Below are 19112 nucleotides of genomic sequence, written 5' to 3' on the forward strand. Positions count from 1 at the left end.
CGTTTATGTACGATTATTATGTAGCTATTATTATTGGTATTGTAGAAGGATTAACTGAGTTTTTACCTGTATCATCAACGGGTCATATGATCTTAGCGCAGGAACTGATGAATATTTCACACGAAGACTCTTTGCTTAAAACATTTGATATCGTCATTCAGCTTGGGGCAATATTAGCCGTTGTAATTGTGTATTGGAATCGAATATTAAGCTTGTTCGGTATTCGTGTTGGCGTTCAGCCTGTAAAGAGTAGCCAAATGAATTTAGTTCATATTCTAATCGGTATTGTTCCTGCGATGGCACTAGCATTCTTCTTTGAAGATATTATTGATGCTTACTTATTCTCATCGTATACAGTGCTCATCGGGCTTGTGCTAGGCGGGATTTTCCTAATTGTTGCGGAGAAGAAGAAGCACACTAAGCCAGTTACGGATGATCTTGATAACTTAACCTATCGACAAGCATTATACATCGGTCTTTGGCAAATCATTTCCTTATGGCCTGGCTTCTCACGTTCGGGGTCAACAATAGCAGCAGGTATGCTTGCAGGTGCAAGTCGTAAGGTTTCTGCTGATTTCACCTTTATTATGGCTATTCCGATTATGTTTGCTGCATCTGGCTATAAGCTTCTGACGAACTGGGAACAATTCACATCAGATACAGTAACCTTCTTTGCAATTGGTTTCTTTGTTTCTTTTGTTGTCGCACTGTTCGCGGTTGTGACATTTATTAAATTAGTAGGCAAACTTAAATTGACATATTTTGCGTATTATCGATTTGCGCTTGCGGCGGTTTTCTTAGTCTATTTGCTGTATAAAGGTTAATAGTTTAAGAGCTAATATGGTTGAAAATGAGATATGTCTGTATCAAGGCATGGCGTGTTCTTCGTAAGATTACTGCCATGTTCTGTTATAATTTTCGTTGCATCTTATGCTGAAATCTTTTAGAGTAGAATGTATAAGAGAGACCAAAACATACATAAGAAGATATGGAGAATTGACATGCGTTTACTGCCATTAAGTATGTGTACACATGGTATGAGACTACAACAAAATATTTATAGTGCAGATGGCGTCATTCTTTTAGCAGAAAATGTTGAATTATCAGATCATCTGATCAAAAGACTTTATTCGCACGGAATAAACTATCTGTATATACAAGATTCAAGAACGGATGATATTGAGTTTCATGAACCATTGAAGATGGAAACGAAAGCCAAGGTACTTGTCGAAATTCGTTCTTCTTTTCGTAAAATGATAACAGAATCTCATTCGAGTAATCGGACGTCGTATAGCCACTTGGGTAAAACATTCCGCAATTTGATCGGTATGATTCTGAACGACCTTAGCGATCACAGAGAAGCGATGTCTCTGTTGACGAACATATGTGTAATGGATTCACATCTGTATCAGCATTCAATGAATGTATGTGTATACACTTCCATTCTTGGAGCTTCTCAAGGATATTCACGTGAAGAATTGTTTACTTTAGGACTGGGCGCTCTACTTCATGATGTTGGTAAAATGAAGATTCCACAGGATATTTTACTTAAACCAGATAAGCTAACGAATGAAGAATTTAAAGAAATTCAGAATCATACCGTATATGGCTACAAAATGCTAAAGGATGAAGCGAACATTCCACTACTTTCAGCACATTGTGCGTTTCAACATCATGAACGAATGAATGGCAGTGGATATCCTCGTGGTATACAAGGTAATGAGATTCACGATTTCGCCCAGTGGATTGGGATTATCGATTCATTCGACGCGATGACAACACATCGTGTTTATCGGCAAGCTCAGCTTCCACATTACGCACTCGATGTCATAATGGCTGATGCAGGTACGCTCTACGATAGACAAAAGGTGGAAGTGTTCCGGAACAAAATAGCTATTTATCCAATTGGGATTACGGTTTCGTTATCTACAGGAGAAGTGGGAGTTGTTATTGATTTAAACAATGATTACTTGCAAAGGCCTGTTGTTCGTATAATCAAAGACGAATATGGACAAGATCTTCATACACCATATGAAATTGATTTATCCAAGAACTTATCACTTATGGTTACTGAGGTTAATCCGCTTAGTAATAAAATGGCTTGAATATTTTAAATAACCTGGGAAACCAGGTTATTTTGTTATTATATAAATGTACATCGTATAACTTATCATTAGATACAGGGGGATTAGGATAATGAGAGAGGTCTCAAAAAAAGGAGTATTCTGGCATTGGGGTAATTGGATGTACAAATACAGATTTCTTATTCTGGTGTTTTGGATAATCATACTTGCTGGATCTGCGGTGTTTGCCGCTAAAGCACCTGGCTTGCTCAAAGACAATGGGTTCACACCGATTGGAAGTGAATCTGATATTGGAATGAAGCTAATTCAAGAGAAATTAGATACGCCAGCATCTGTCATGAATCTCGTATTTGAAAGTGATCAATTGAATTTGACAGAAGAAGCACACAAGAAAACCATTATGGATTCACTCGATAAGCTAACACAGCTCCCTTATGTAGACCAAGTTTCCTTCTCCACTGCGACTAGGAATGCAGATGCTCATAATGGTGTACAGACAGTAGATGTGATGATGAATCTAGATACGGATGCTACTCTTCAGCATTATCCCGAAATTAAGAGCACACTTACTCCTCCAGAGGGTATGAACGTTTACATCACAGGTGGAATGGCTGCGCTCTATGATATGCAGGAAGCAAGTAAGAAAGATATTCTCAAGGCGGAGCTAATCGGTTTGCCACTCGCTTTAATTGTACTTCTACTCGTATTTGGTACGATAGTTGGTGCACTATTACCGCTTGTTGTTGGACTGATGAGTGTAACGACAACGCTAGGCATTGTGTATTTCATTGCCCAGAATAATTCATTGTCTAATTTCTTGCCGAATCTAGTGACCATGCTTGGACTTGCTGTTGGAATTGATTATGCCTTGTTTCTAACAAGCAGGTTTCGTGAAGAGCTTAAGCGTCAACCTTCAGTTCGTGAGGCGGTTGCAATGACATGCCAAACTGCTGGACATTCTATCTTTTTCTCAGGAATTGCTGTATTAATCGGCTTACTTGGCATGCTGTTTATTGATCTTAATTTCTTCCGATCCCTCAGTTTAGGTGGGATTATCGTTGTCACGATATCAGTTGTCGTGGGTAATACATTATTACTAGCTCTATTTGCTATACTTGGTCCTAAAATTAACTCATTAAGAGTGATTCCTACATTCTTGCGTCGGAAGAAGCCTTCACAATTCTGGGAACGAGTTGCTAATATTGTAATGAAGCGACCTGTTATTTTTGTAGTTGTGATCTCTGCATTATTGATATATGCGATGACACCACTAACTCAAATTAAATATAATTTGCCGAGTACGGAAGTTCTTCCACCGAGCTACGATTCTCGTTACGGTTCAGATGTAATGAAGAAAACATATGATATGCGTGAAATTAATGGATTACAGGTAGCTGTAGAAGCTAAAGGGAATTATTGGGACGAACCAACGATCACTGCGTTAAGTGAATATATCGATCAACTGAAGAATACTTCAGGTGTTAGGCAGGTTCAGAGCTTTTTAACACCATTTGAGGGACAGTCAACAAGTGATATTGCACTTCTGCTAAGTCAGCAGCAGGTCCGTGATCAAGTGGAGCAGCAGAAGGCAGCCAAAGATAATTTCATACTTGTTTCTGTGACACCGGAAAGTGATCCTGATGATTCAGCTACAGATAAGCTAGTTGAAACCATTCGTGCACTAGATAATGAAGAGCTTGTGACCACTGTTACAGGATCACCAGCTTATCGCTTAGATGTTATCAACCGTATTCAGGACAAGCTTGTCGAGGTGCTTTTGTTTGTTTTTGGTATCACGTTCTTCGTTCTCCTGTTTGCATTCCGTTCTGTGCTGTTACCTATTAAGGCGGTGCTTATGAATGTATTGTCACTTGGAGCAAGCTTAGGCATTGTGGTAGCCGTATTCCAGTTCGGGCATCTAGCTGATCTGTTCCAAATTACATCAATTGGTTATGTAAGTGCGATGTTACCAGTCATTATATTCTGTGTGGTGTTTGGGATCTCAATGGACTATGAAGTTTTCCTTATTTCACGTATCCAAGAGGAGTATGAAAGCTCATGGGATAATGAACAAAGCACAGCAGAAGGTCTTAAGAAGACCGGTAGTCTCATTACGAGTGCAGCGTTCATATTGATCGTTGTCGTAGGTTCGTTTATTTTTACAGATATTGAAATTATGAAGGCAATGGGGCTAGGTCTAGGTCTAGCCGTGTTAATTGATGCGACGGTTGTTCGCGTACTCCTGGTTCCTGCACTGATGAAGCTATTAGGTAAAGCCAATTGGTGGGCCCCTAAATGGCTTCGTCCATCCAGAAATCCGAATGAAACGAGTAAATAGAGCCAACATTTTTCTTTTCTATTCATATTCGGTACAATATAGAGAATAAGTTTGAATAATAGGTTGTTGTTTGAAAGGGGAGTACAATGTAGATGATATTGAATAGTAACGAAGAAATAGTGATTCCAAAACTTTCGCCTACTTACGACCCATGGGATCCGCTTCGTTCCATTCGTAAACATGGTAAGCATGTGCTTACTTCTGTCGAAATGACGGTAAGTAATTTATGTAATATGCGCTGCGAACATTGTGCTGTTGGGGATTCACTTACCATGAGTGAGCCTGCTAAGATGTCACTGGATTTGATGTTAAAGCGACTCGATGAAGTCGAATTTTTGGAAACTATTTCGATTACCGGCGGGGAGCCTACCTTTAATAAGGCAACCGTAAAGGATTACATTATTCCATTACTCAAGTATGCACGGGAACGAGGAATCCGTTCCCAGATCAATTCTAATCTTACGCTAGATTTAACACGCTATGAGGATATTGCACCTTGGCTTGATGTGATGCATATTTCTTTTAATTACCTGAATGCAGATGATTTCCATGAAGTAGGCTTTGTAAGATCGGCACATCCTGTTGGAAGAAATACAGCAGTAAAGATGTATGAACGTATGGTGAATAATACCGTTAGTTTGAGCAAAGGCGGATTATTCGTTTCTGCAGAAACAATGATCAATTATCGTACACATCAGAAGCTAGGTGCTATACATGAACTGATTGACCAAATGGGATGCTTACGACATGAAGTACATCCGATGTATCATAGTGCTTTTGCGGCTAATTTACCTAAGATTTCACTTGATCAGTTAAGAGATTCCATTCATAAATTGCTTGATGTACGGAATAGAAAGCTGTGGATGCTATTTGGAACTTTACCATTCTTTGCTTGTAATGATAGTGAAGCAGATTTGGACTTGATTCGTAGATTGAGAACAGAGCCGAATGTTACGATGCGTAATGATCCAGATGGTCGTAATCGTCTCAATGTGAATCTATTTGATGGCAATGTATTTATCACAGATTTTGCTAATGAGCCTGCACAAGGAAATATTCAGCAACATGGCCTAGATTCTATTTTTAATAATTGGACGAATCATCCACTTCATACAAGGTTTAATTGTTTCTGCGAAACAGCTTCTTGTTGCGGCCCTAATTTATTGGTGGCGGATGCCTACTATCATGATGTTGATTTTAAACTACGAAAGGCAAAATAAGGAGAGACTTACTCTTGATACACACTACGTTTGAACTTGATCAAATTGTCATTTATATGTTGCTCGTAATTGGACTTGTTGCATTGAATGGTTTTTTCGTTGCTGCTGAATTTGCAGTTGTGAAAGTAAGACAATCAAGGCTTCAGCAACTAGCTAGTGAAGGTAATACAAAAGCTAAATATGCGCTCTCGGTTACTAAAAAGCTTGACGCTTATTTATCGGCTACTCAGCTAGGAATTACATTAGCCTCACTTGGACTAGGTTGGATTGGGGAAGGTGCTGTTTCTAGACTCTTGATTGAGCCTCTACTCACATTGATGAATGTTAGCTCACCGACACTTGTTCATTCCATTTCATTTATCATATCGTTCGCCATTATTACATTCTTGCATATTGTGCTAGGTGAACTAGCACCTAAGTCATTTGCAATTAGTAAATCAGAAGCTGCTTCCATGTGGGTGTCAGTGCCACTCATGGTATTCTATAATGTATTCAAACCTGTTATTTGGTTACTTAATAGTGCTGCTAATTTATTCCTGCGAATGTTCGGTATTGAGCCAGCGTCAGAGAGTGAAGGGGCGCATACAGAAGAAGAAATTCGCATATTAATGAATCAAAGTGCTAAGAGTGGGATTATTGATAAGGACGAGCTGGCATTATTCGATAATGTATTCCAGTTCTCTGATCGGGTTGCCCGTGAGGTAATGCGTCCACGAATGGATGTGGAGTGCTTATTACTTAATCATACGTTTGAAGAAAATCTTCATATTGTATATGAAACGAAACATACTAGGTATCCTGTTGGAGAGCATGATAAAGATGAGATTATCGGTTTTGTCCATATTACGGATTTGCTCACTGCTGATCCTGATGTAGAGCAAGATTTACGAAGCTTTATCAGACCAATCTTAAGCGTTCCAGAATCAATAGAAATTAGTCGTTTGCTCAAATTAATGCAGCGTAAGCATTCACAGTTGGCGGTAGTCATTGATGAATATGGGGGCACAGCAGGCATATTGACGATGGAAGATATCCTTGAAGAGATCGTCGGTGAGATCGGTGACGAGTTCGATATGGATGAAAGACCGATGGTAGAAACTCATGATAATACAACTTCTTCTTTTGATGGGCGTTACTTAATTGAAGATGTAAATGATTTGCTAGGTACAGAAATTGAAGACGATGAAGTAGACTCTATTGGTGGCTGGATGTTCAAAAAGCTCGAAGGTGTAATCGAAGAAGGTCAACAGGTTCAATTTGGCTCTCACATTTTTGAAATTGCAGAAACCGATCGGTTAAGAATTGTACGCGTACTAATTAAGAAAGTTGAAGAACAAGCGGACTCCTTAGATTCGACAGACGAATAATGTCAGAGAATTGTAGGGGGAACTATGTCGCTTCGTACTGTGCTCAGTTTGGTAATTGGCGTTCTATTGTTATATGGTATGTTTACAGTTGGACTGCCATTCCTGCTTGCCTTAATAGCAGCTATTTCACTTGAAACGATTACACTGTTTTTAATGAAGCATTTGCGCGTTAATCGTTTTACCGCTGGCACAATTGTCTCTACTTTATTTACGTTAGTGACTCTATTCCTTTTCTATGTGATTGGTATTAAAATTTTCCGTGAAGTGGTTGATTTTTGGAACTTAGCTCCACGATATTTGGAAGAAGCAGCGGGGTATCTAGATGCTGCATTCGAGCAAACGCGGTTGTTCTATGAATCACTTCCACCAGAAGCTGCAGCACGCATTATATCGTGGCTAGATTCAGCTTCGCAGGAGCTGCCTAATACAGTTGCTGGGGCTGTTAAATCAGTCTCAAGCTACTTAGCAGGTGCAATTCCGAACTTGTTTATCTTTTTTACTGTATTTATTATCGCTGTGTATTTATTTACGTATTCTTTGCCATCTCTTAAGCAGTCCATTATCATGTTATTCGATGAACGCTCAAGAGATAAGGTTGATAAAGTACTCGTTAATTTACGTAGCGCGATCTTCGGCTTCTTACAGTCACAAATTATTCTAGCTATCATCACTTATATTTTCACATTCCTAGGATTGCTTATATTGAAAACGGAGTATCCGTTAGCTATCGCATTACTAATCACGATAATGGAATTTGCACCGATTATCGGTACAGGACTTATTTTTATTCCGTGGGCGTTATATCAATTCATATTAGGTAATGTAGGCTATGGAGTAGGAATTCTAGTGTTATTCATCGTAGGAGCGACCATGCGGAGAATAGTCGAACCTAAAGTACTAAGTGACACGGTCGGGATCAGTGCGTTAGCTGCGCTCGTGTCCTTGTATGTAGGGTATGAGCTGATAGGGATTGTCGGAATGTTTATCGGACCAGCCATGATTATTATTTATCAGACGCTAAGGCACTCTGGTTTACTTAAAATGAATATTAAGCTTGATGATTAGATTAAAAAGCTTAAATAGCTTAAATAGGTACTAGAAACTGATTCCCCATTTGTTTAAACCTGCTATCGCATTATGCGGTGGCAGGTTTTTTGTGATTTTTATAACTCAAATTGAGTTTCAGATGGAAATATGTATAGGCTCTTGTCATAAGGTAAAACAAGAATGTTTTTATGACTTATAGAAGGAGGCCATATTTTGGATACAGGAATAAGAAGCTATTGCCCTTATATTTCACCGTTTGATCCATGCCCACCAATCGTAGAGAAGTTTTTTTATACACCGCCACAATTGTTCATTACTTTTCAGCCACCTAATCTACCTCAGTTTTCACCTTATGAAGCCTTGAAATTCGGGACGTTATGGAAACCGCTATATTCCAATTATAAGCCGAGTCAGACATGAGTAAGTCATCAGTAGACATGAGTCAGACATGAATCAGACATGTTTGACATGTGTAAGACGTGAGTAAGACATCAGTAGAAAGGAGCTTTGCAAGTATGAGTGAACAAGTACCGGATTCGTATTATACGATGCTGAAGGATTTACAAGCAGCTGATTTTGTACTGATCGAACTTACCTTGTATCTGGATACACACCCGACAGACATGCAGGTGATACAACAATATAACCAATTCGCGAATAAAAGAATAGAGCTCGTTAGGCAGTTTGAACAACAATTCGGACCGCTGTACGCGTTTGGCCAAAGTTTCACCAAATTTCCGTGGCAGTGGATCGAGTCACCGTGGCCTTGGCAGGTTTAAGCATAATGACATACTTGTGGGAGGTTAAATAATGTGGGTTTATGAAAAAAAACTGCAATATCCCGTTCGTGTGTCCAAATGTGACCCACAAATGGCGAAGTTCCTGATAGAACAGTATGGGGGGGCGGATGGTGAACTTGCAGCAGCGCTGCGCTATCTCAATCAACGTTATTCGATTCCTGATAAAGTAATTGGATTGCTTACGGATATCGGAACGGAGGAGTTTGCTCACCTTGAGATGATCGCCACAATGGTCTATAAGCTAACGAAGGATGCAACCGTTGATCAATTGGTTGAAGCGGGATTAGGCGCACATTATGCGAATCATAATCGAGCTCTATTCTATCAGAATGCTGGCGGTGTACCATGGACAGCATCTTATATTGCGGCCAAGGGAGATCCCATTGCTGACTTGTATGAGGATATCGCGGCAGAAGAGAAAGCAAGGGCTACATACCAGTGGCTAATCGATATGACGGATGATGTTGATCTGCAAGATTCGCTGAAGTTTCTACGTGAGCGTGAGATTGTGCATTCGCTTCGCTTCCGTGAAGCAGTGGAAATATTAAAAGAGGATCGGAGTGCGCAGAAGATTTTTTGAGTTAGGGAAAGAAGAGAAGGCCCGGTAAGGTTCATACCTCTGCCAAGTGGACTGAACAAAAAAGACACCTAATGCGGCAACCGTTTCCCGGTATTCAACCGGGGAGCGGTTGTTTAATTTCTTCTGAAATTGATTCTGGTTACAAAATAGTATATAATCCCTCACTTGCTGCTCCACAAGCACATCATCAGCAATCTTACGCAAGCCATCTCTCTGTTGAACTTGAGCATTCAAGAACAGTTTAAAGTAAGATAGTGTCGTAAGTTTTAATTGGGCTGTTTTAATTAGGTAAGTGCCGTGTTATAGATGGGTATCTCTCCGTAGACTGATGTTGTAAGTTCTAACATCTGTGATAACCAGGAGGCATGATAAAAGGATGAATTCGTTTACGCATTACGTAATGCCAATGTACACTAATGACCACCATTTATATTGGAGGCAAATGTATGATTGGCATATGAAGATGTATCATTATCATGAACAATTGAAAGCTCATCACATGGAAATGGCAAAGCATTTCAAAAAAATAATGGATGAAAGAGTTCAAACATCTGAGGAACAAAGTATAACTGGCGATAATGTGGCATGAACGGAAACACTAACCTGGAGCGATGCACTGAACTGGAAGCATTCAAAATGAAATTGTGGAACCGTACATTTGTAGTAGGCAACGCTTATAGTGATACGAATACGTTTGATCGTATCTGGTATGAGTTTTTAACTAAAAATTTTATCTTTGAAGATATTTCAACAGAATCGCTATTTGAATCTTTCTGCACAGAATTGGAACAGAAAGTCATTGCTGGTCTTCCAATTAACGAAAAGCTGCAAGCATAATTAAATCTAAAAACAGATTGTCGCGAATACTCGTACAGTCTGTTTTTAGAGGTTAGGATTAGCGGTAAAGATAGTATAAATAGTCTAAGGGATTTTGTTGGTTATAAAGGACTTTACCATTCTACTAATGTAGAGGTGGTAAATAAGGCGATTCATTTGTAGTAACTTATTTTTCGCGTTCTCTTGATCTGTTTCTCATCCCGGCGAGTCCAAACAGACCAAGAAGCCCTAACCATCCCCAGTTACTTCTATTGTCATTAGTTGCATAAGCTCTTGTGTTATTTGTGTTCATATTATTTGTTGTTCCCGTGCCATCGTAATTTGTATAGCCTGTAGCACTTGTTGAGCCCACGCTTGAAATATCTATATTTGTTGCAGGCTCTCCTTCTGCAAATGCAGGTATTGAAAGGAACAGAACTAATAGTATAGACATCATTACTGTTGATATCTTTTTCATGTTAGTACCTCCATTTTTAAAAAAATATAATTATTCTTCTAGCCTCTCAGGTCTTTTAACTTGCAGTGGTGGTGGGATTAGCCAACCTTTATCTTTGCTCATTTTCAAAACTTTTAAGCCCAGAGCCGCTTTTGTTGTGTGATACTTAGCAAATAATGCACCAATATCTTCTCTAATTGATGTACCCATGATTGAGCTACATCCAACTAAACCAACAGCTAAATCAGCAGCCGCAATAACAGCTACCTCTTGATCTGTAAATCTTGCTCCAACAGGAATATCTTCAAGCTTAGCTTCAGGTCTTTCAGGTAAAACAGGCGTTGTGGCAATTCCGTTTTGAGTAAGTATTGCATCACATTCACTAACCTCAAGTTCAGCCTGATTAATGATGTCTTCTAATAATTTTTTTAAATTCTTATCCCCTACGTGATAGTAATACAAACGATTCGCTGAAATACAACCTTTTGCTGCCGTTGAAAATTGCCAAAGATTATAAATTTCTCCAAAGTGCATAGGTTCATCTTTCGAATTACCACTTAAAATTCCCATCGTTACAACTCCTTGTTAGTTGGTGTTAATTGATGGTTATAATGCCCTTATCCTAAACTGTTATTCACTTTATTTATAACTGATATCTGCGACCATCATTATAGGGAATTACTGACTGCTTGCGCGACTATTTGTTTTTTTGTTTGTTCAACTAACGATTCTTTAACACATAATGACTTAGGGCAATACTGTTGCAATCCATCCCAATTTCCCCATATACACCCTCTACATTTGATAGGTTGTCTCAGTTTGATTTCAGATATAGACTTAAACATAAAATCCCCCTGATATTCAATTTAACACCTTTTAGAGTTACCAATAATTATTAAATAAATACTTTTCAGAGGTATCGTTTTAAAGTCTAAATAGTTCTGATACGCGCCTACGATCCGTGTGCCATGATGAACTTATGTCTGTCAGTGTTTAATTTATCTGTCGCACTTCATATTACAATCCGTCTTATATAAAGTTAAAAGTTTCTAACAATCCATTCGTAATGTCCACTTGCGGTTGCCATTGTAACTGGCGGAATGCTTTCCTGCAGTCTAGACAACTATGGAATATATCACCTTCTCTGGCCTGCACGTAACGAGTCTCAATCTCAGAACCGTGTATCTTTTTCAGTATTTGGACTAAATTATTGATAGCAATACTACGACCTGTACTGATATGAAAAGTCTCCCGAAGTCCAAAGTTTATCGCAGCGATATTGGCCTGAACGACATCATTCACAAATACGAAGTCGCGCGTTTGTTCGCCGTCCCCATGAATGTGTATGGGCAACCCGTTTTTGATTTTTTTTATGAAGACCGCAATCACCCCTCCTTCTCCCTTTGGCATTTGCCTGGGACCGTAAACGTTGCCGTAGCGAAGAATTGTAAAAGGGATCTCATGCAGCTTGGAAAAGATGCGGATATACGCTTCTGCCGTCCATTTGGACAAACCATAATAGGAAATGGGGGAGGCAGGGTCTTCCTCCGAGATCAGGTCCTTCTGCAAATTTCCGTAAACGCCAGAGGTGGATGAGAAAACCAGCTTTTTAACGGAAGCCGCATGACAAGCCTCAAGCAGGTTCATGGTTCCCATAATATTGACGTCTGCATCATAGCACGGGTCGTTCATGGACCGTTGCACGTCCGCCTGCGCGGCCAGGTGAAATACGACATCCGGTTTTTCCTTTACAATTATTTCTTTGCTCTCTTTACTTCGAACATCTTCCTTATGAAAAATAGCTTGCGGATGGACGTGATATAAATGTCCAGATTGCAAGTCATCAATCACGTGAACTTCAAATCCGGTATCCACAAGTTTATCTACGAGATGCGAGCCGATAAATCCAGCTCCACCGGTCACAACAGCCTTTTTCATTTTCCCACCACCCGTTTATTTTTGTTCAGGACATCGAGAGTTACGGGATCGGGTAAACGATAACCTTGCGGCAGCACGTCAGCGATTTGACCCCAAGCCTTACCATCGAGTACAATTCCGGGTGTGTTTACCCGTGCGGTGAACAGTGAATCATAGTCAGCCGCGGTCATCGGCTGCAAGATCCGGATTGATGAGGGATCCGGGATGATGTATTGTTCCGGTAGATTAGCTTTGGTACGCTTCCAAACCGAACCGTCCACGTAGACGCCCCACATCGGCAAAGAATTGGAAAAAAGGGTGCCGTAATAATCCCCAGCCATCGGCAGCAGAACATCGAGCATTCCCTTGTCGGGAATGCAATAGCCCTCTGGCAATCTTTCTGCGGCACGATCCCACACTCTTCTGTCTACTAAAATATCAAGGCTCGGCGGCGGTGAAAGAAACAGAAAGTTATATAAGTTTCCATCAACATCATAAGATTTATTTTTCTTGAAGTACGAATCATAAAGCAGCTGCATATATCCCCAAGTAGGCATCAAACGAAATGCTTGATACCAGTCACGCACCCAACGTCTGATTAAAACATAAAACCGTTGCATACGCATTACCCCATTCTCCTTTTCGCAATAGCGGCTTCATACAACTTCAGCAATTGATTCATCATATTGTCTATTGACCAATGCTCTTTGCCCCATTGATGTGCGTTGCTACCCAGCTTTTTTCGAAGAGCCTCGTTTTGCAGCAATTTATCCAAACTGCGGCATAAAGCATCCACATCTCCTACAGGAGTAATTAGACCTGTAACCTCATGCTCAACCATCTCAGGCAAACCTCCTGAATTACTGACGACGACTGCTTTACCAGCGATTTGCGCTTCTATTAAAGACACGGACTGGTTTTCAATGATGCTGGGCAACACAAAGATATCGGATATGCGGAGCAGGGCGGGGATATCGTCCCGTTTCCCCCAAAACACGACATATTTCTCAAGCCCTAAGGTTTTACTTTGTTTCAGAAGCTCCTCTTTTTTCTCCCCTTCTCCGATAATCCAGCAGACCCAATCTTTACGTTTTTCCTTTAATTTGCCAAGAGCGGATAAAAGATGATGAACCCCCTTTAGATCTACCAGACGTCCGGTGAAGATAATGACTTTCTTACCGGAAGGGCGTTCTAAGTCTGTTTTAGTCTTCATTCGTTTTTCGAAAGCGGCAACATCGAATCCATAAGGAAACATCTTCATTTGTTCGGAGGGCACATTATAGTCAGTTGTCAACATGTTTTTAAGCCACTGGTTGGCAACATGAGTAAACTCTGGGGAAGTGGCTCCAATATGCTCAACCGCATCGTAATAAGCGTGAGCTATAAAATTTGTCGGATGCTTTATTTGCCTGATTTCATTAGCAACGCATCCGTGCAGGGTGGCTACCAACGCAGTGTGTTGGTGACGAACTCGGGCGATTGCAGTGCTGGAAATCACATCTTGCGTATGAATCACATCGTAGTCATCGACATTGAAATAAGCGGCAGCCAATTCGAACATATATCTCTGAAATTCCGCATAGTTGACTAGTGGATTTGCATAGAGAACCGGATAAGTAGTTAGATTCAACTTCGCTTTGAGCAGCGGAAGCAGTTTGTCCTTTTGTAGCTTTCGATTTTGGTTCACCAAATAAATAAAAGAGTTAGTAGCGTCGTCCCCATTGCCGAGCATATCCACTTTATGCCCCATAGTTTCTAGTTTGTTTTTTAGCTGCACCATAAACGGCCATACCCCTCCAACATGCGGAACGGGCCAGTAAGTCGCAAGAAGTATTTTCATTGTTTTCTCCCTTCCTATTAATTTTCTCGTACAATCTATAACTTATTGAAAAAAAGAGAATTAGTTCGGGCTACTAGTCAATCATTTCAAAAATTGAGATATGTTTCTCAAATAGAACTCTAGTCCAAACACTTTCCTAGCATCCTGAATCAAATAGAATTGCATGAATAAAGAGAAATAATAAGAGATTAGGAGGATGCCTTTTTATAATGGATTTACAACAATGAACCCATTTTACGGAAAGTGAAATGAAAGGTGCGGTAAATGCAAAATATACGAGAAAGGAGATAAAGCTATGAGACTTGCGGAACTAAAAGGGAATTACGATGCTATTTTCAGTTTGGGAGATCTTTGTCTGGCTTCCATCCAGCTTAAAAAAAATAATTTACGGCCATATTCCGGCGTGTTGGATTGGATGGGATCGCCACAATTGTCTGATGTAAATCGACTTCTGATGAACAACTTTATTGGCTTTATGGAATTGGAGAACTTGAGTTTGGTCGGAGATGCTAACGAAGAGATGCTGCTTGTATCGGACAATGTTTATCATATTCTTTCCAACCATGATTTTTCCAAAGCTCACAACACGTACACCCACTTGGCAACCTATCCTGAAGTAAAACAAAAATTTGATCGGCGCATTCAGCGCTTTCTGGAAAAGACTGACCACTGCCAATCTTCTCTTTTTGTCAGAACGGAAGGGAACTTTCAGGATGTGTACGACCTTCAAGTAGTATTATCGGGGCTTGTCCGGAATGATTTTCGAATTCTTCTCATTAACCACGCTCCCGTTAGCGGCATTGTAGAATTGGACTGGCCATTGGATAAAGTGTGTGCCCTCCAGCTTCCCAACCAAGACAAATGGGTAAGTAACGATCATTTCTGGAAAATGATACTTGAGGGTATTCACCATATATAAAAATAAAAATGTAGGATGGGTGAAATGCATGTTGACACTATCAAATATTTTGGTTACTGGTGGAACAGGCTCTGTAGGCTATGAACTTGTTCGTCAGTTGCTTACGTACAATCCCCAAAAAATTGTCGTTTATACAAGGAACGAAGCAGGGCAAATTGCTATGAAACAAGCCTTCGATGATGCTAGATTGTGCTTTTGTATCGGCGATATCCGCGACAAAGAAGCGCTCTTGAAGGCGTGCGAGGGCATCGATTATGTATTTCATCTAGCCGCGCTCAAGCATGTTCCAGTATGCGAGGAACAGCCTATCGAAGCTTTAAAAACAAATGTGATCGGCACGCAAAATGTCATTGAAGCCGCCCTGCAGAATAGGGTGAAAAAGGTTATTAACATGTCCACCGATAAGGCGGCGGACCCTAGCAACTTTTACGGTATAACGAAAGCGATCGGGGAAAAGTTAATGATTTTATCGAATCATTTGCACACAAATACGAAGTTTATTTGCGTTAGAGGCGGAAATATTCTGGGAACCAGCGGCAGTGTGCTCCACTTGTTTATGAAGCAAATTCAAGAGAAGAATGAAGTAGGCATTACAGATAATAGGATGACCCGTTTCTTCATGACGCAGCAAGAAGTGACCGAGCTGCTGATTAAAGCCGCTATACAAGGAAAAGGCGGTGAAATTTTTGTTATGGTCATGCGGGCCTGTAAAATCCTTGATCTAGCTGATGTGCTGATCGAAACATCTGGAAAGAGCAATGTCGGGAGAGTGGAACGTGGCATAAGACCTGGGGAAAAAATTCATGAGCTTCTCATTTCCGAATACGAAATTCAACATTCGGTGCAATATGAGCAGTTTATTGTCGTTCTTCCTACGTTCGAAAATCCCGAGTTAAAAGACCTTTATTCTATTTATCCTCCTGTTGGAACAAAGACCAATACTTCCAATGACGTTCTCATGACCAAAAAGGAAATCAAACAGATGCTTCTTAAGGGAGGAATATTGCATGACAATCGGTGGGCGTATTGAAAACATGTTTTCCGGACTCATACACTAAGCTTGACTGACAAGATCCCATTTAGTGGACATTGAAAAAAGCCCTATGCAACAAGCTGGCGCCGATGCTCAATCGGTGTCAGCTTGTTAACTTTAGTAAAGGGCTACCACAGTGCAGCCTTTTAGTTATGAACATTTAATCCCAAATATCAGGTAGTTACGAATTGCTGTATTGATTATAAGTATTCATAAACTCAGCTTCTATATGATTCAATAAGTCCACGACATTTAGATGCGTAATAATCTGTTCGATTCCGTTTTGAGCTTCATCTAATTGTTTTGTCAATTCATTAAACAAATCGATTTGAATCTGATTTTCTGTCATTTCTATTTTCATTAACTGCTGATCTAGAGATAAATCTTTTATTGAGGTGCTCTTTGGAATTTCCTTCGTATTTTTTTGAATTTTATTTTTCATTTCTTGGTTTACCTGAAGGATTTTCTGATTTTGTTTTTGAAGAAGTTGAAATTCTTCATGGATTTCTTCGTGAATTTTTAAAGCTACTTTTTTATCACTCTTAACTTCTTCTGAAATTTCTTGAATTTGTTCTAGCATTTTTATGTGAAGACTTTGGAATTCGTCTAGATTTTTTTGTGATACTGATTGAATTTCTTTTTTTATTGAAACTTCGCTGGTGTTTTTTTGAATTATTTTATTAAGCATATCTTGGTTTACTTGAAGGATCTTCTGATTTTGTTTTTTAAGTTGTTGAAATTCTTTATGAATTTCCTCATGAATTTGTAGACTTACTTGAACTTGTTTTAGCATTTTTTTTATGTTTTGAATTTCGTCTGGTTTTTTTTGTAATTCTATTTGAGTTTCTTTCTTTAATTCATTATAATTTTTTGTTTGATTAATATTTCTATTAGCAATAGGAATAATTTTGTGATTTAAAAAGGCTTCTTGCCTCTCTTCGATTGGATGAAAATTTTCTGCTGCGGCTTCCATATTTACTGTTTGTCCAAAATTTTGCTTATGTGTTTTAGTATCAATAGATGTGCGTTTATTCAAATATCCTCCCCATATAATTGCGACGATTATTAATATAATAAGAAGAGATAATATAAGCATAATATACATACACCTTTCTTTTATTAAGGGGTTACGTAACAACGAAACCCCCATTTTTTGTATATTTTTTGTATTATTGTAGTGAATTCATATTTGTTTGATTTTCTTGATTTATATTGCTTTGGCCATTAAATTGTTGGTTCATCTGACTTGCTTGATTTTGATTTCCTTGGGAACCAGAAGCCGAAGCCTGCTGATTCATTTGACTTGCTTGATTTTGGGATTGCTGAATTAACTGTTGCATTTGATTTAGCATCTGAAAAGATTGAACTGTTTGATTAGCTTGATTCAATGTTTGACTAGCTTGTTGAATAGATTGTTGAAGTTGCTGAATTGATTGCTTTTGTTGGTTTTGAACTTGAGTGCTGAATTGGTTCATTTGACTAACAAGCTGACCAAGTTGCTGTTGACTTTGAGAAGATTTAGCCGAATTGGAGCTTTGGTTAGAAGATGGTGTTTGAACTTGGGACAAAATTTGCTGCATTTGATTAAGTTGGTTCTCTAAAGGAGATAATTCATTGGCCAGTTCCATTTTTACTGTTTCCGCGATTTCTTCTGCCATTGTAGTATTAGTTGCATTAGTTGCTGTTGCTGTTTTTATAACAACTTCGCCTTTTTTTGTTGTCATTTTGTTTATTACCTCCTAGTAAATTCTCTAATTTATTGTTTAAAGCACAAGAAGTAGTATGTGGTCAATAAAATTATTTATACCGACATCTTTCCTGTCCCAAGGTCTTAACTAGAAAAGATGTGATTGACCTAGAGGTCACCTACTTATTATTTGAAGGCGAAAGTTACCAAATGAAAAACGCACTAATATTGCGGGGATTTCCATAGCGTGTTTGTTACACCTATAAAGATTTTTAAAAATTAAAATTTAATTTAGTATATTCTTGATGTTCAGTGGGTAATTTAATAATAATCCATTTAAGGGGGAGTATGTGTTGATTGGACATATCGTTAGATTTATTGTCTCTGCCTTTGTTTTGATGATCGTGGGTTGGATTTTGCCGGGCTTTTCTGTGGGCGGATTCTGGAAAGCATTATTTTTAGCTCTTGTAATCGCGTTACTCGGTTGGGTAGTAGAAGCGATTTTCGGCAAGCGAATTAAACCGCTTGGTAGAGGTATAGTTGGTTTTATTGTCAGCGCATTGCTTATATGGCTTGCTCAATTCGTAGTAGGTGGAGTAAGTGTATCGGTAATCGGTGCATTACTTGCGGCTTTGGTAATCGGGATAATCGACTTATTTGTTCCAACCCCCTTCGACGCAGGTCGAAACAAGGAAAAAAATTAACAAAACCGTATACTTAAACCCGCATTTGAAAAAGTGTGGGTTTTTGTGTCAAAAATTAACAATATAAGAACACAAAGTAGATATGAAAAATTCGAATCATTTTCGCAGATTATAACAATGGGGTATTAGAGGTAGCTGACATCTGTATCTACAGGTGGTATTATCCCCTTTAAGTAGACACTCAAAAAAAACCGTCATGTTATCATGAGGGTTGGGAGTGACTCTTGGAGGGGATATTTTTATGGCTAAAAAAGGACAATCATTTCAAACATATACAGAAGAATTCAAACTGAAGGCGGTCAA

At 39.2% G+C, this 19112-nt stretch carries 22 protein-coding genes; 14 read left to right on the top strand and 8 right to left on the bottom strand.

Going from position 1 to position 19112, the window contains the following annotated elements:
- Nucleotides 1–5 precede the first annotated feature (5 nt).
- The 9 genes from AC1DOK_RS09890 (at nucleotide 6) to AC1DOK_RS09930 (ending at nucleotide 9436) form a co-directional block, all read left to right on the top strand.
- Entirely contained in the window at nucleotides 6–824 is an 819-nt protein-coding gene (locus AC1DOK_RS09890) for an undecaprenyl-diphosphate phosphatase (protein WP_477554089.1), read from the top strand.
- A gap of 177 nt (nucleotides 825–1001) precedes the next feature.
- Complete coding sequence (locus AC1DOK_RS09895) at nucleotides 1002–2105, top strand: HD-GYP domain-containing protein (RefSeq protein ID WP_477554090.1); 1104 nt, start codon at nucleotides 1002–1004, stop codon at nucleotides 2103–2105.
- Nucleotides 2106–2196: 91 nt separating this feature from the next.
- On the top strand, nucleotides 2197–4422 hold the full coding sequence (locus AC1DOK_RS09900; RefSeq protein ID WP_477554091.1) for an MMPL family transporter: 2226 nt from the start codon (nucleotides 2197–2199) through the stop codon (nucleotides 4420–4422).
- Between the two features lie 92 nt (nucleotides 4423–4514).
- Nucleotides 4515–5642 carry a radical SAM/CxCxxxxC motif protein YfkAB gene (yfkAB, locus tag AC1DOK_RS09905; RefSeq protein ID WP_477554092.1) on the top strand — a complete coding sequence of 376 codons (1128 nt, stop codon included), beginning with the start codon at nucleotides 4515–4517 and terminating at the stop codon, nucleotides 5640–5642.
- A gap of 56 nt (nucleotides 5643–5698) precedes the next feature.
- The gene (locus AC1DOK_RS09910) at nucleotides 5699–7009 is read left to right on the top strand and encodes a hemolysin family protein (protein ID WP_477554128.1); all 1311 of its coding nucleotides are present in this window, start codon (nucleotides 5699–5701) and stop codon (nucleotides 7007–7009) included.
- 24 nt (nucleotides 7010–7033) lie between these two features.
- Nucleotides 7034–8074 carry a sporulation integral membrane protein YtvI gene (ytvI, locus tag AC1DOK_RS09915; RefSeq protein WP_477554093.1) on the top strand — a complete coding sequence of 347 codons (1041 nt, stop codon included), beginning with the start codon at nucleotides 7034–7036 and terminating at the stop codon, nucleotides 8072–8074.
- Nucleotides 8075–8269: 195 nt separating this feature from the next.
- The gene (locus AC1DOK_RS09920; RefSeq protein ID WP_477554094.1) at nucleotides 8270–8476 is read left to right on the top strand and encodes a spore coat associated protein CotJA; all 207 of its coding nucleotides are present in this window, start codon (nucleotides 8270–8272) and stop codon (nucleotides 8474–8476) included.
- A gap of 95 nt (nucleotides 8477–8571) precedes the next feature.
- Nucleotides 8572–8835: a spore coat protein CotJB gene (locus AC1DOK_RS09925; RefSeq protein WP_477554095.1), complete on the top strand. Its 264-nt coding sequence runs from the start codon at nucleotides 8572–8574 to the stop codon at nucleotides 8833–8835.
- 31 nt (nucleotides 8836–8866) lie between these two features.
- Nucleotides 8867–9436, top strand: coding sequence for a manganese catalase family protein (locus AC1DOK_RS09930; RefSeq protein ID WP_477554096.1), 570 nt, complete (start codon nucleotides 8867–8869; stop codon nucleotides 9434–9436).
- Here AC1DOK_RS09930 and AC1DOK_RS09935 read toward each other — a convergent pair.
- Complete coding sequence (locus AC1DOK_RS09935; protein ID WP_477554097.1) at nucleotides 9401–9670, bottom strand: hypothetical protein; 270 nt, start codon at nucleotides 9668–9670, stop codon at nucleotides 9401–9403. The genes AC1DOK_RS09930 and AC1DOK_RS09935 overlap by 36 nt on opposite strands.
- A gap of 142 nt (nucleotides 9671–9812) precedes the next feature.
- Here AC1DOK_RS09935 and AC1DOK_RS09940 point away from each other — a divergent pair, with 142 nt between their 5' ends.
- Nucleotides 9813–10025, top strand: a complete 213-nt coding sequence (locus AC1DOK_RS09940; protein ID WP_477554098.1) for a hypothetical protein — start codon at nucleotides 9813–9815, stop codon at nucleotides 10023–10025.
- A gap of 47 nt (nucleotides 10026–10072) precedes the next feature.
- Nucleotides 10073–10273: a hypothetical protein gene (locus AC1DOK_RS09945; protein WP_477554099.1), complete on the top strand. Its 201-nt coding sequence runs from the start codon at nucleotides 10073–10075 to the stop codon at nucleotides 10271–10273.
- 166 nt (nucleotides 10274–10439) lie between these two features.
- Here AC1DOK_RS09945 and AC1DOK_RS09950 read toward each other — a convergent pair whose 3' ends face one another.
- The 5 genes from AC1DOK_RS09950 to AC1DOK_RS09970 form a co-directional block, all read right to left on the bottom strand.
- On the bottom strand, nucleotides 10440–10730 hold the full coding sequence (locus tag AC1DOK_RS09950; RefSeq protein WP_477554100.1) for a WGxxGxxG family protein: 291 nt from the start codon (nucleotides 10728–10730) through the stop codon (nucleotides 10440–10442).
- Between the two features lie 30 nt (nucleotides 10731–10760).
- On the bottom strand, nucleotides 10761–11279 hold the full coding sequence (locus AC1DOK_RS09955; protein ID WP_477554101.1) for a DUF3231 family protein: 519 nt from the start codon (nucleotides 11277–11279) through the stop codon (nucleotides 10761–10763).
- 459 nt (nucleotides 11280–11738) lie between these two features.
- Nucleotides 11739–12647, bottom strand: coding sequence for an NAD-dependent epimerase/dehydratase family protein (locus AC1DOK_RS09960; RefSeq protein ID WP_477554102.1), 909 nt, complete (start codon nucleotides 12645–12647; stop codon nucleotides 11739–11741).
- Nucleotides 12644–13252, bottom strand: a complete 609-nt coding sequence (locus AC1DOK_RS09965) for a hypothetical protein (protein WP_477554103.1) — start codon at nucleotides 13250–13252, stop codon at nucleotides 12644–12646. Before AC1DOK_RS09965 ends, AC1DOK_RS09960 begins: the two co-directional genes overlap by 4 nt.
- Nucleotides 13252–14466 carry a glycosyltransferase family 4 protein gene (locus tag AC1DOK_RS09970; RefSeq protein WP_477554104.1) on the bottom strand — a complete coding sequence of 405 codons (1215 nt, stop codon included), beginning with the start codon at nucleotides 14464–14466 and terminating at the stop codon, nucleotides 13252–13254. Before AC1DOK_RS09970 ends, AC1DOK_RS09965 begins: the two co-directional genes overlap by 1 nt.
- A 295-nt stretch (nucleotides 14467–14761) precedes the next feature.
- Between AC1DOK_RS09970 and AC1DOK_RS09975 the strand changes: the two genes are divergently transcribed.
- Together AC1DOK_RS09975 and AC1DOK_RS09980 are read left to right on the top strand one after the other, a co-directional pair.
- Nucleotides 14762–15385, top strand: a complete 624-nt coding sequence (locus AC1DOK_RS09975; protein WP_477554105.1) for a DUF1796 family putative cysteine peptidase — start codon at nucleotides 14762–14764, stop codon at nucleotides 15383–15385.
- Between the two features lie 28 nt (nucleotides 15386–15413).
- Nucleotides 15414–16415, top strand: coding sequence for a polysaccharide biosynthesis protein (locus tag AC1DOK_RS09980; RefSeq protein WP_477554106.1), 1002 nt, complete (start codon nucleotides 15414–15416; stop codon nucleotides 16413–16415).
- A gap of 184 nt (nucleotides 16416–16599) precedes the next feature.
- Here the strand turns inward: AC1DOK_RS09980 and AC1DOK_RS09985 are convergent, their stop codons facing one another.
- Both AC1DOK_RS09985 and AC1DOK_RS09990 read right to left on the bottom strand, forming a co-directional pair.
- Complete coding sequence (locus AC1DOK_RS09985) at nucleotides 16600–17454, bottom strand: hypothetical protein (protein WP_477554107.1); 855 nt, start codon at nucleotides 17452–17454, stop codon at nucleotides 16600–16602.
- Between the two features lie 133 nt (nucleotides 17455–17587).
- Nucleotides 17588–18142 (bottom strand): hypothetical protein, encoded by a 555-nt coding sequence (locus tag AC1DOK_RS09990; RefSeq protein ID WP_477554108.1) that lies wholly within the window; start codon nucleotides 18140–18142, stop codon nucleotides 17588–17590.
- Between the two features lie 316 nt (nucleotides 18143–18458).
- On the opposite strand from AC1DOK_RS09990, the gene AC1DOK_RS09995 reads away from it, so the two are divergent.
- Nucleotides 18459–18809 carry a phage holin family protein gene (locus AC1DOK_RS09995; RefSeq protein ID WP_477554109.1) on the top strand — a complete coding sequence of 117 codons (351 nt, stop codon included), beginning with the start codon at nucleotides 18459–18461 and terminating at the stop codon, nucleotides 18807–18809.
- Nucleotides 18810–19112 lie beyond the last annotated feature (303 nt).

It is taken from the genome of Paenibacillus sp. P5_B5 (assembly GCF_056400365.1).

What these genes read in the sequence shown, in the direction of transcription:
- AC1DOK_RS09940 (WP_477554098.1), top strand. Translation starts at nt 9,813, where the DNA reads ATGAATTCGTTTACGCATTACGTAATGCCAATGTACACTAATGACCAC.
- yfkAB (WP_477554092.1), top strand. Translation starts at nt 4,515, where the DNA reads ATGATATTGAATAGTAACGAAGAAATAGTGATTCCAAAACTTTCGCCT.
- AC1DOK_RS09900 (WP_477554091.1), top strand. Translation starts at nt 2,197, where the DNA reads ATGAGAGAGGTCTCAAAAAAAGGAGTATTCTGGCATTGGGGTAATTGG.
- AC1DOK_RS09970 (WP_477554104.1), bottom strand. Translation starts at nt 14,466, where the DNA reads ATGAAAATACTTCTTGCGACTTACTGGCCCGTTCCGCATGTTGGAGGG.
- AC1DOK_RS09980 (WP_477554106.1), top strand. Translation starts at nt 15,414, where the DNA reads ATGTTGACACTATCAAATATTTTGGTTACTGGTGGAACAGGCTCTGTA.
- AC1DOK_RS09895 (WP_477554090.1), top strand. Translation starts at nt 1,002, where the DNA reads ATGCGTTTACTGCCATTAAGTATGTGTACACATGGTATGAGACTACAA.
- AC1DOK_RS09960 (WP_477554102.1), bottom strand. Translation starts at nt 12,647, where the DNA reads ATGAAAAAGGCTGTTGTGACCGGTGGAGCTGGATTTATCGGCTCGCAT.
- AC1DOK_RS09945 (WP_477554099.1), top strand. Translation starts at nt 10,073, where the DNA reads ATGAAATTGTGGAACCGTACATTTGTAGTAGGCAACGCTTATAGTGAT.
- AC1DOK_RS09965 (WP_477554103.1), bottom strand. Translation starts at nt 13,252, where the DNA reads ATGCGTATGCAACGGTTTTATGTTTTAATCAGACGTTGGGTGCGTGAC.
- AC1DOK_RS09955 (WP_477554101.1), bottom strand. Translation starts at nt 11,279, where the DNA reads ATGGGAATTTTAAGTGGTAATTCGAAAGATGAACCTATGCACTTTGGA.
- AC1DOK_RS09925 (WP_477554095.1), top strand. Translation starts at nt 8,572, where the DNA reads ATGAGTGAACAAGTACCGGATTCGTATTATACGATGCTGAAGGATTTA.
- AC1DOK_RS09950 (WP_477554100.1), bottom strand. Translation starts at nt 10,730, where the DNA reads ATGAAAAAGATATCAACAGTAATGATGTCTATACTATTAGTTCTGTTC.
- AC1DOK_RS09890 (WP_477554089.1), top strand. Translation starts at nt 6, where the DNA reads ATGTACGATTATTATGTAGCTATTATTATTGGTATTGTAGAAGGATTA.
- AC1DOK_RS09975 (WP_477554105.1), top strand. Translation starts at nt 14,762, where the DNA reads ATGAGACTTGCGGAACTAAAAGGGAATTACGATGCTATTTTCAGTTTG.
- AC1DOK_RS09930 (WP_477554096.1), top strand. Translation starts at nt 8,867, where the DNA reads ATGTGGGTTTATGAAAAAAAACTGCAATATCCCGTTCGTGTGTCCAAA.
- AC1DOK_RS09910 (WP_477554128.1), top strand. Translation starts at nt 5,699, where the DNA reads ATGTTGCTCGTAATTGGACTTGTTGCATTGAATGGTTTTTTCGTTGCT.
- AC1DOK_RS09990 (WP_477554108.1), bottom strand. Translation starts at nt 18,142, where the DNA reads ATGACAACAAAAAAAGGCGAAGTTGTTATAAAAACAGCAACAGCAACT.
- ytvI (WP_477554093.1), top strand. Translation starts at nt 7,034, where the DNA reads ATGTCGCTTCGTACTGTGCTCAGTTTGGTAATTGGCGTTCTATTGTTA.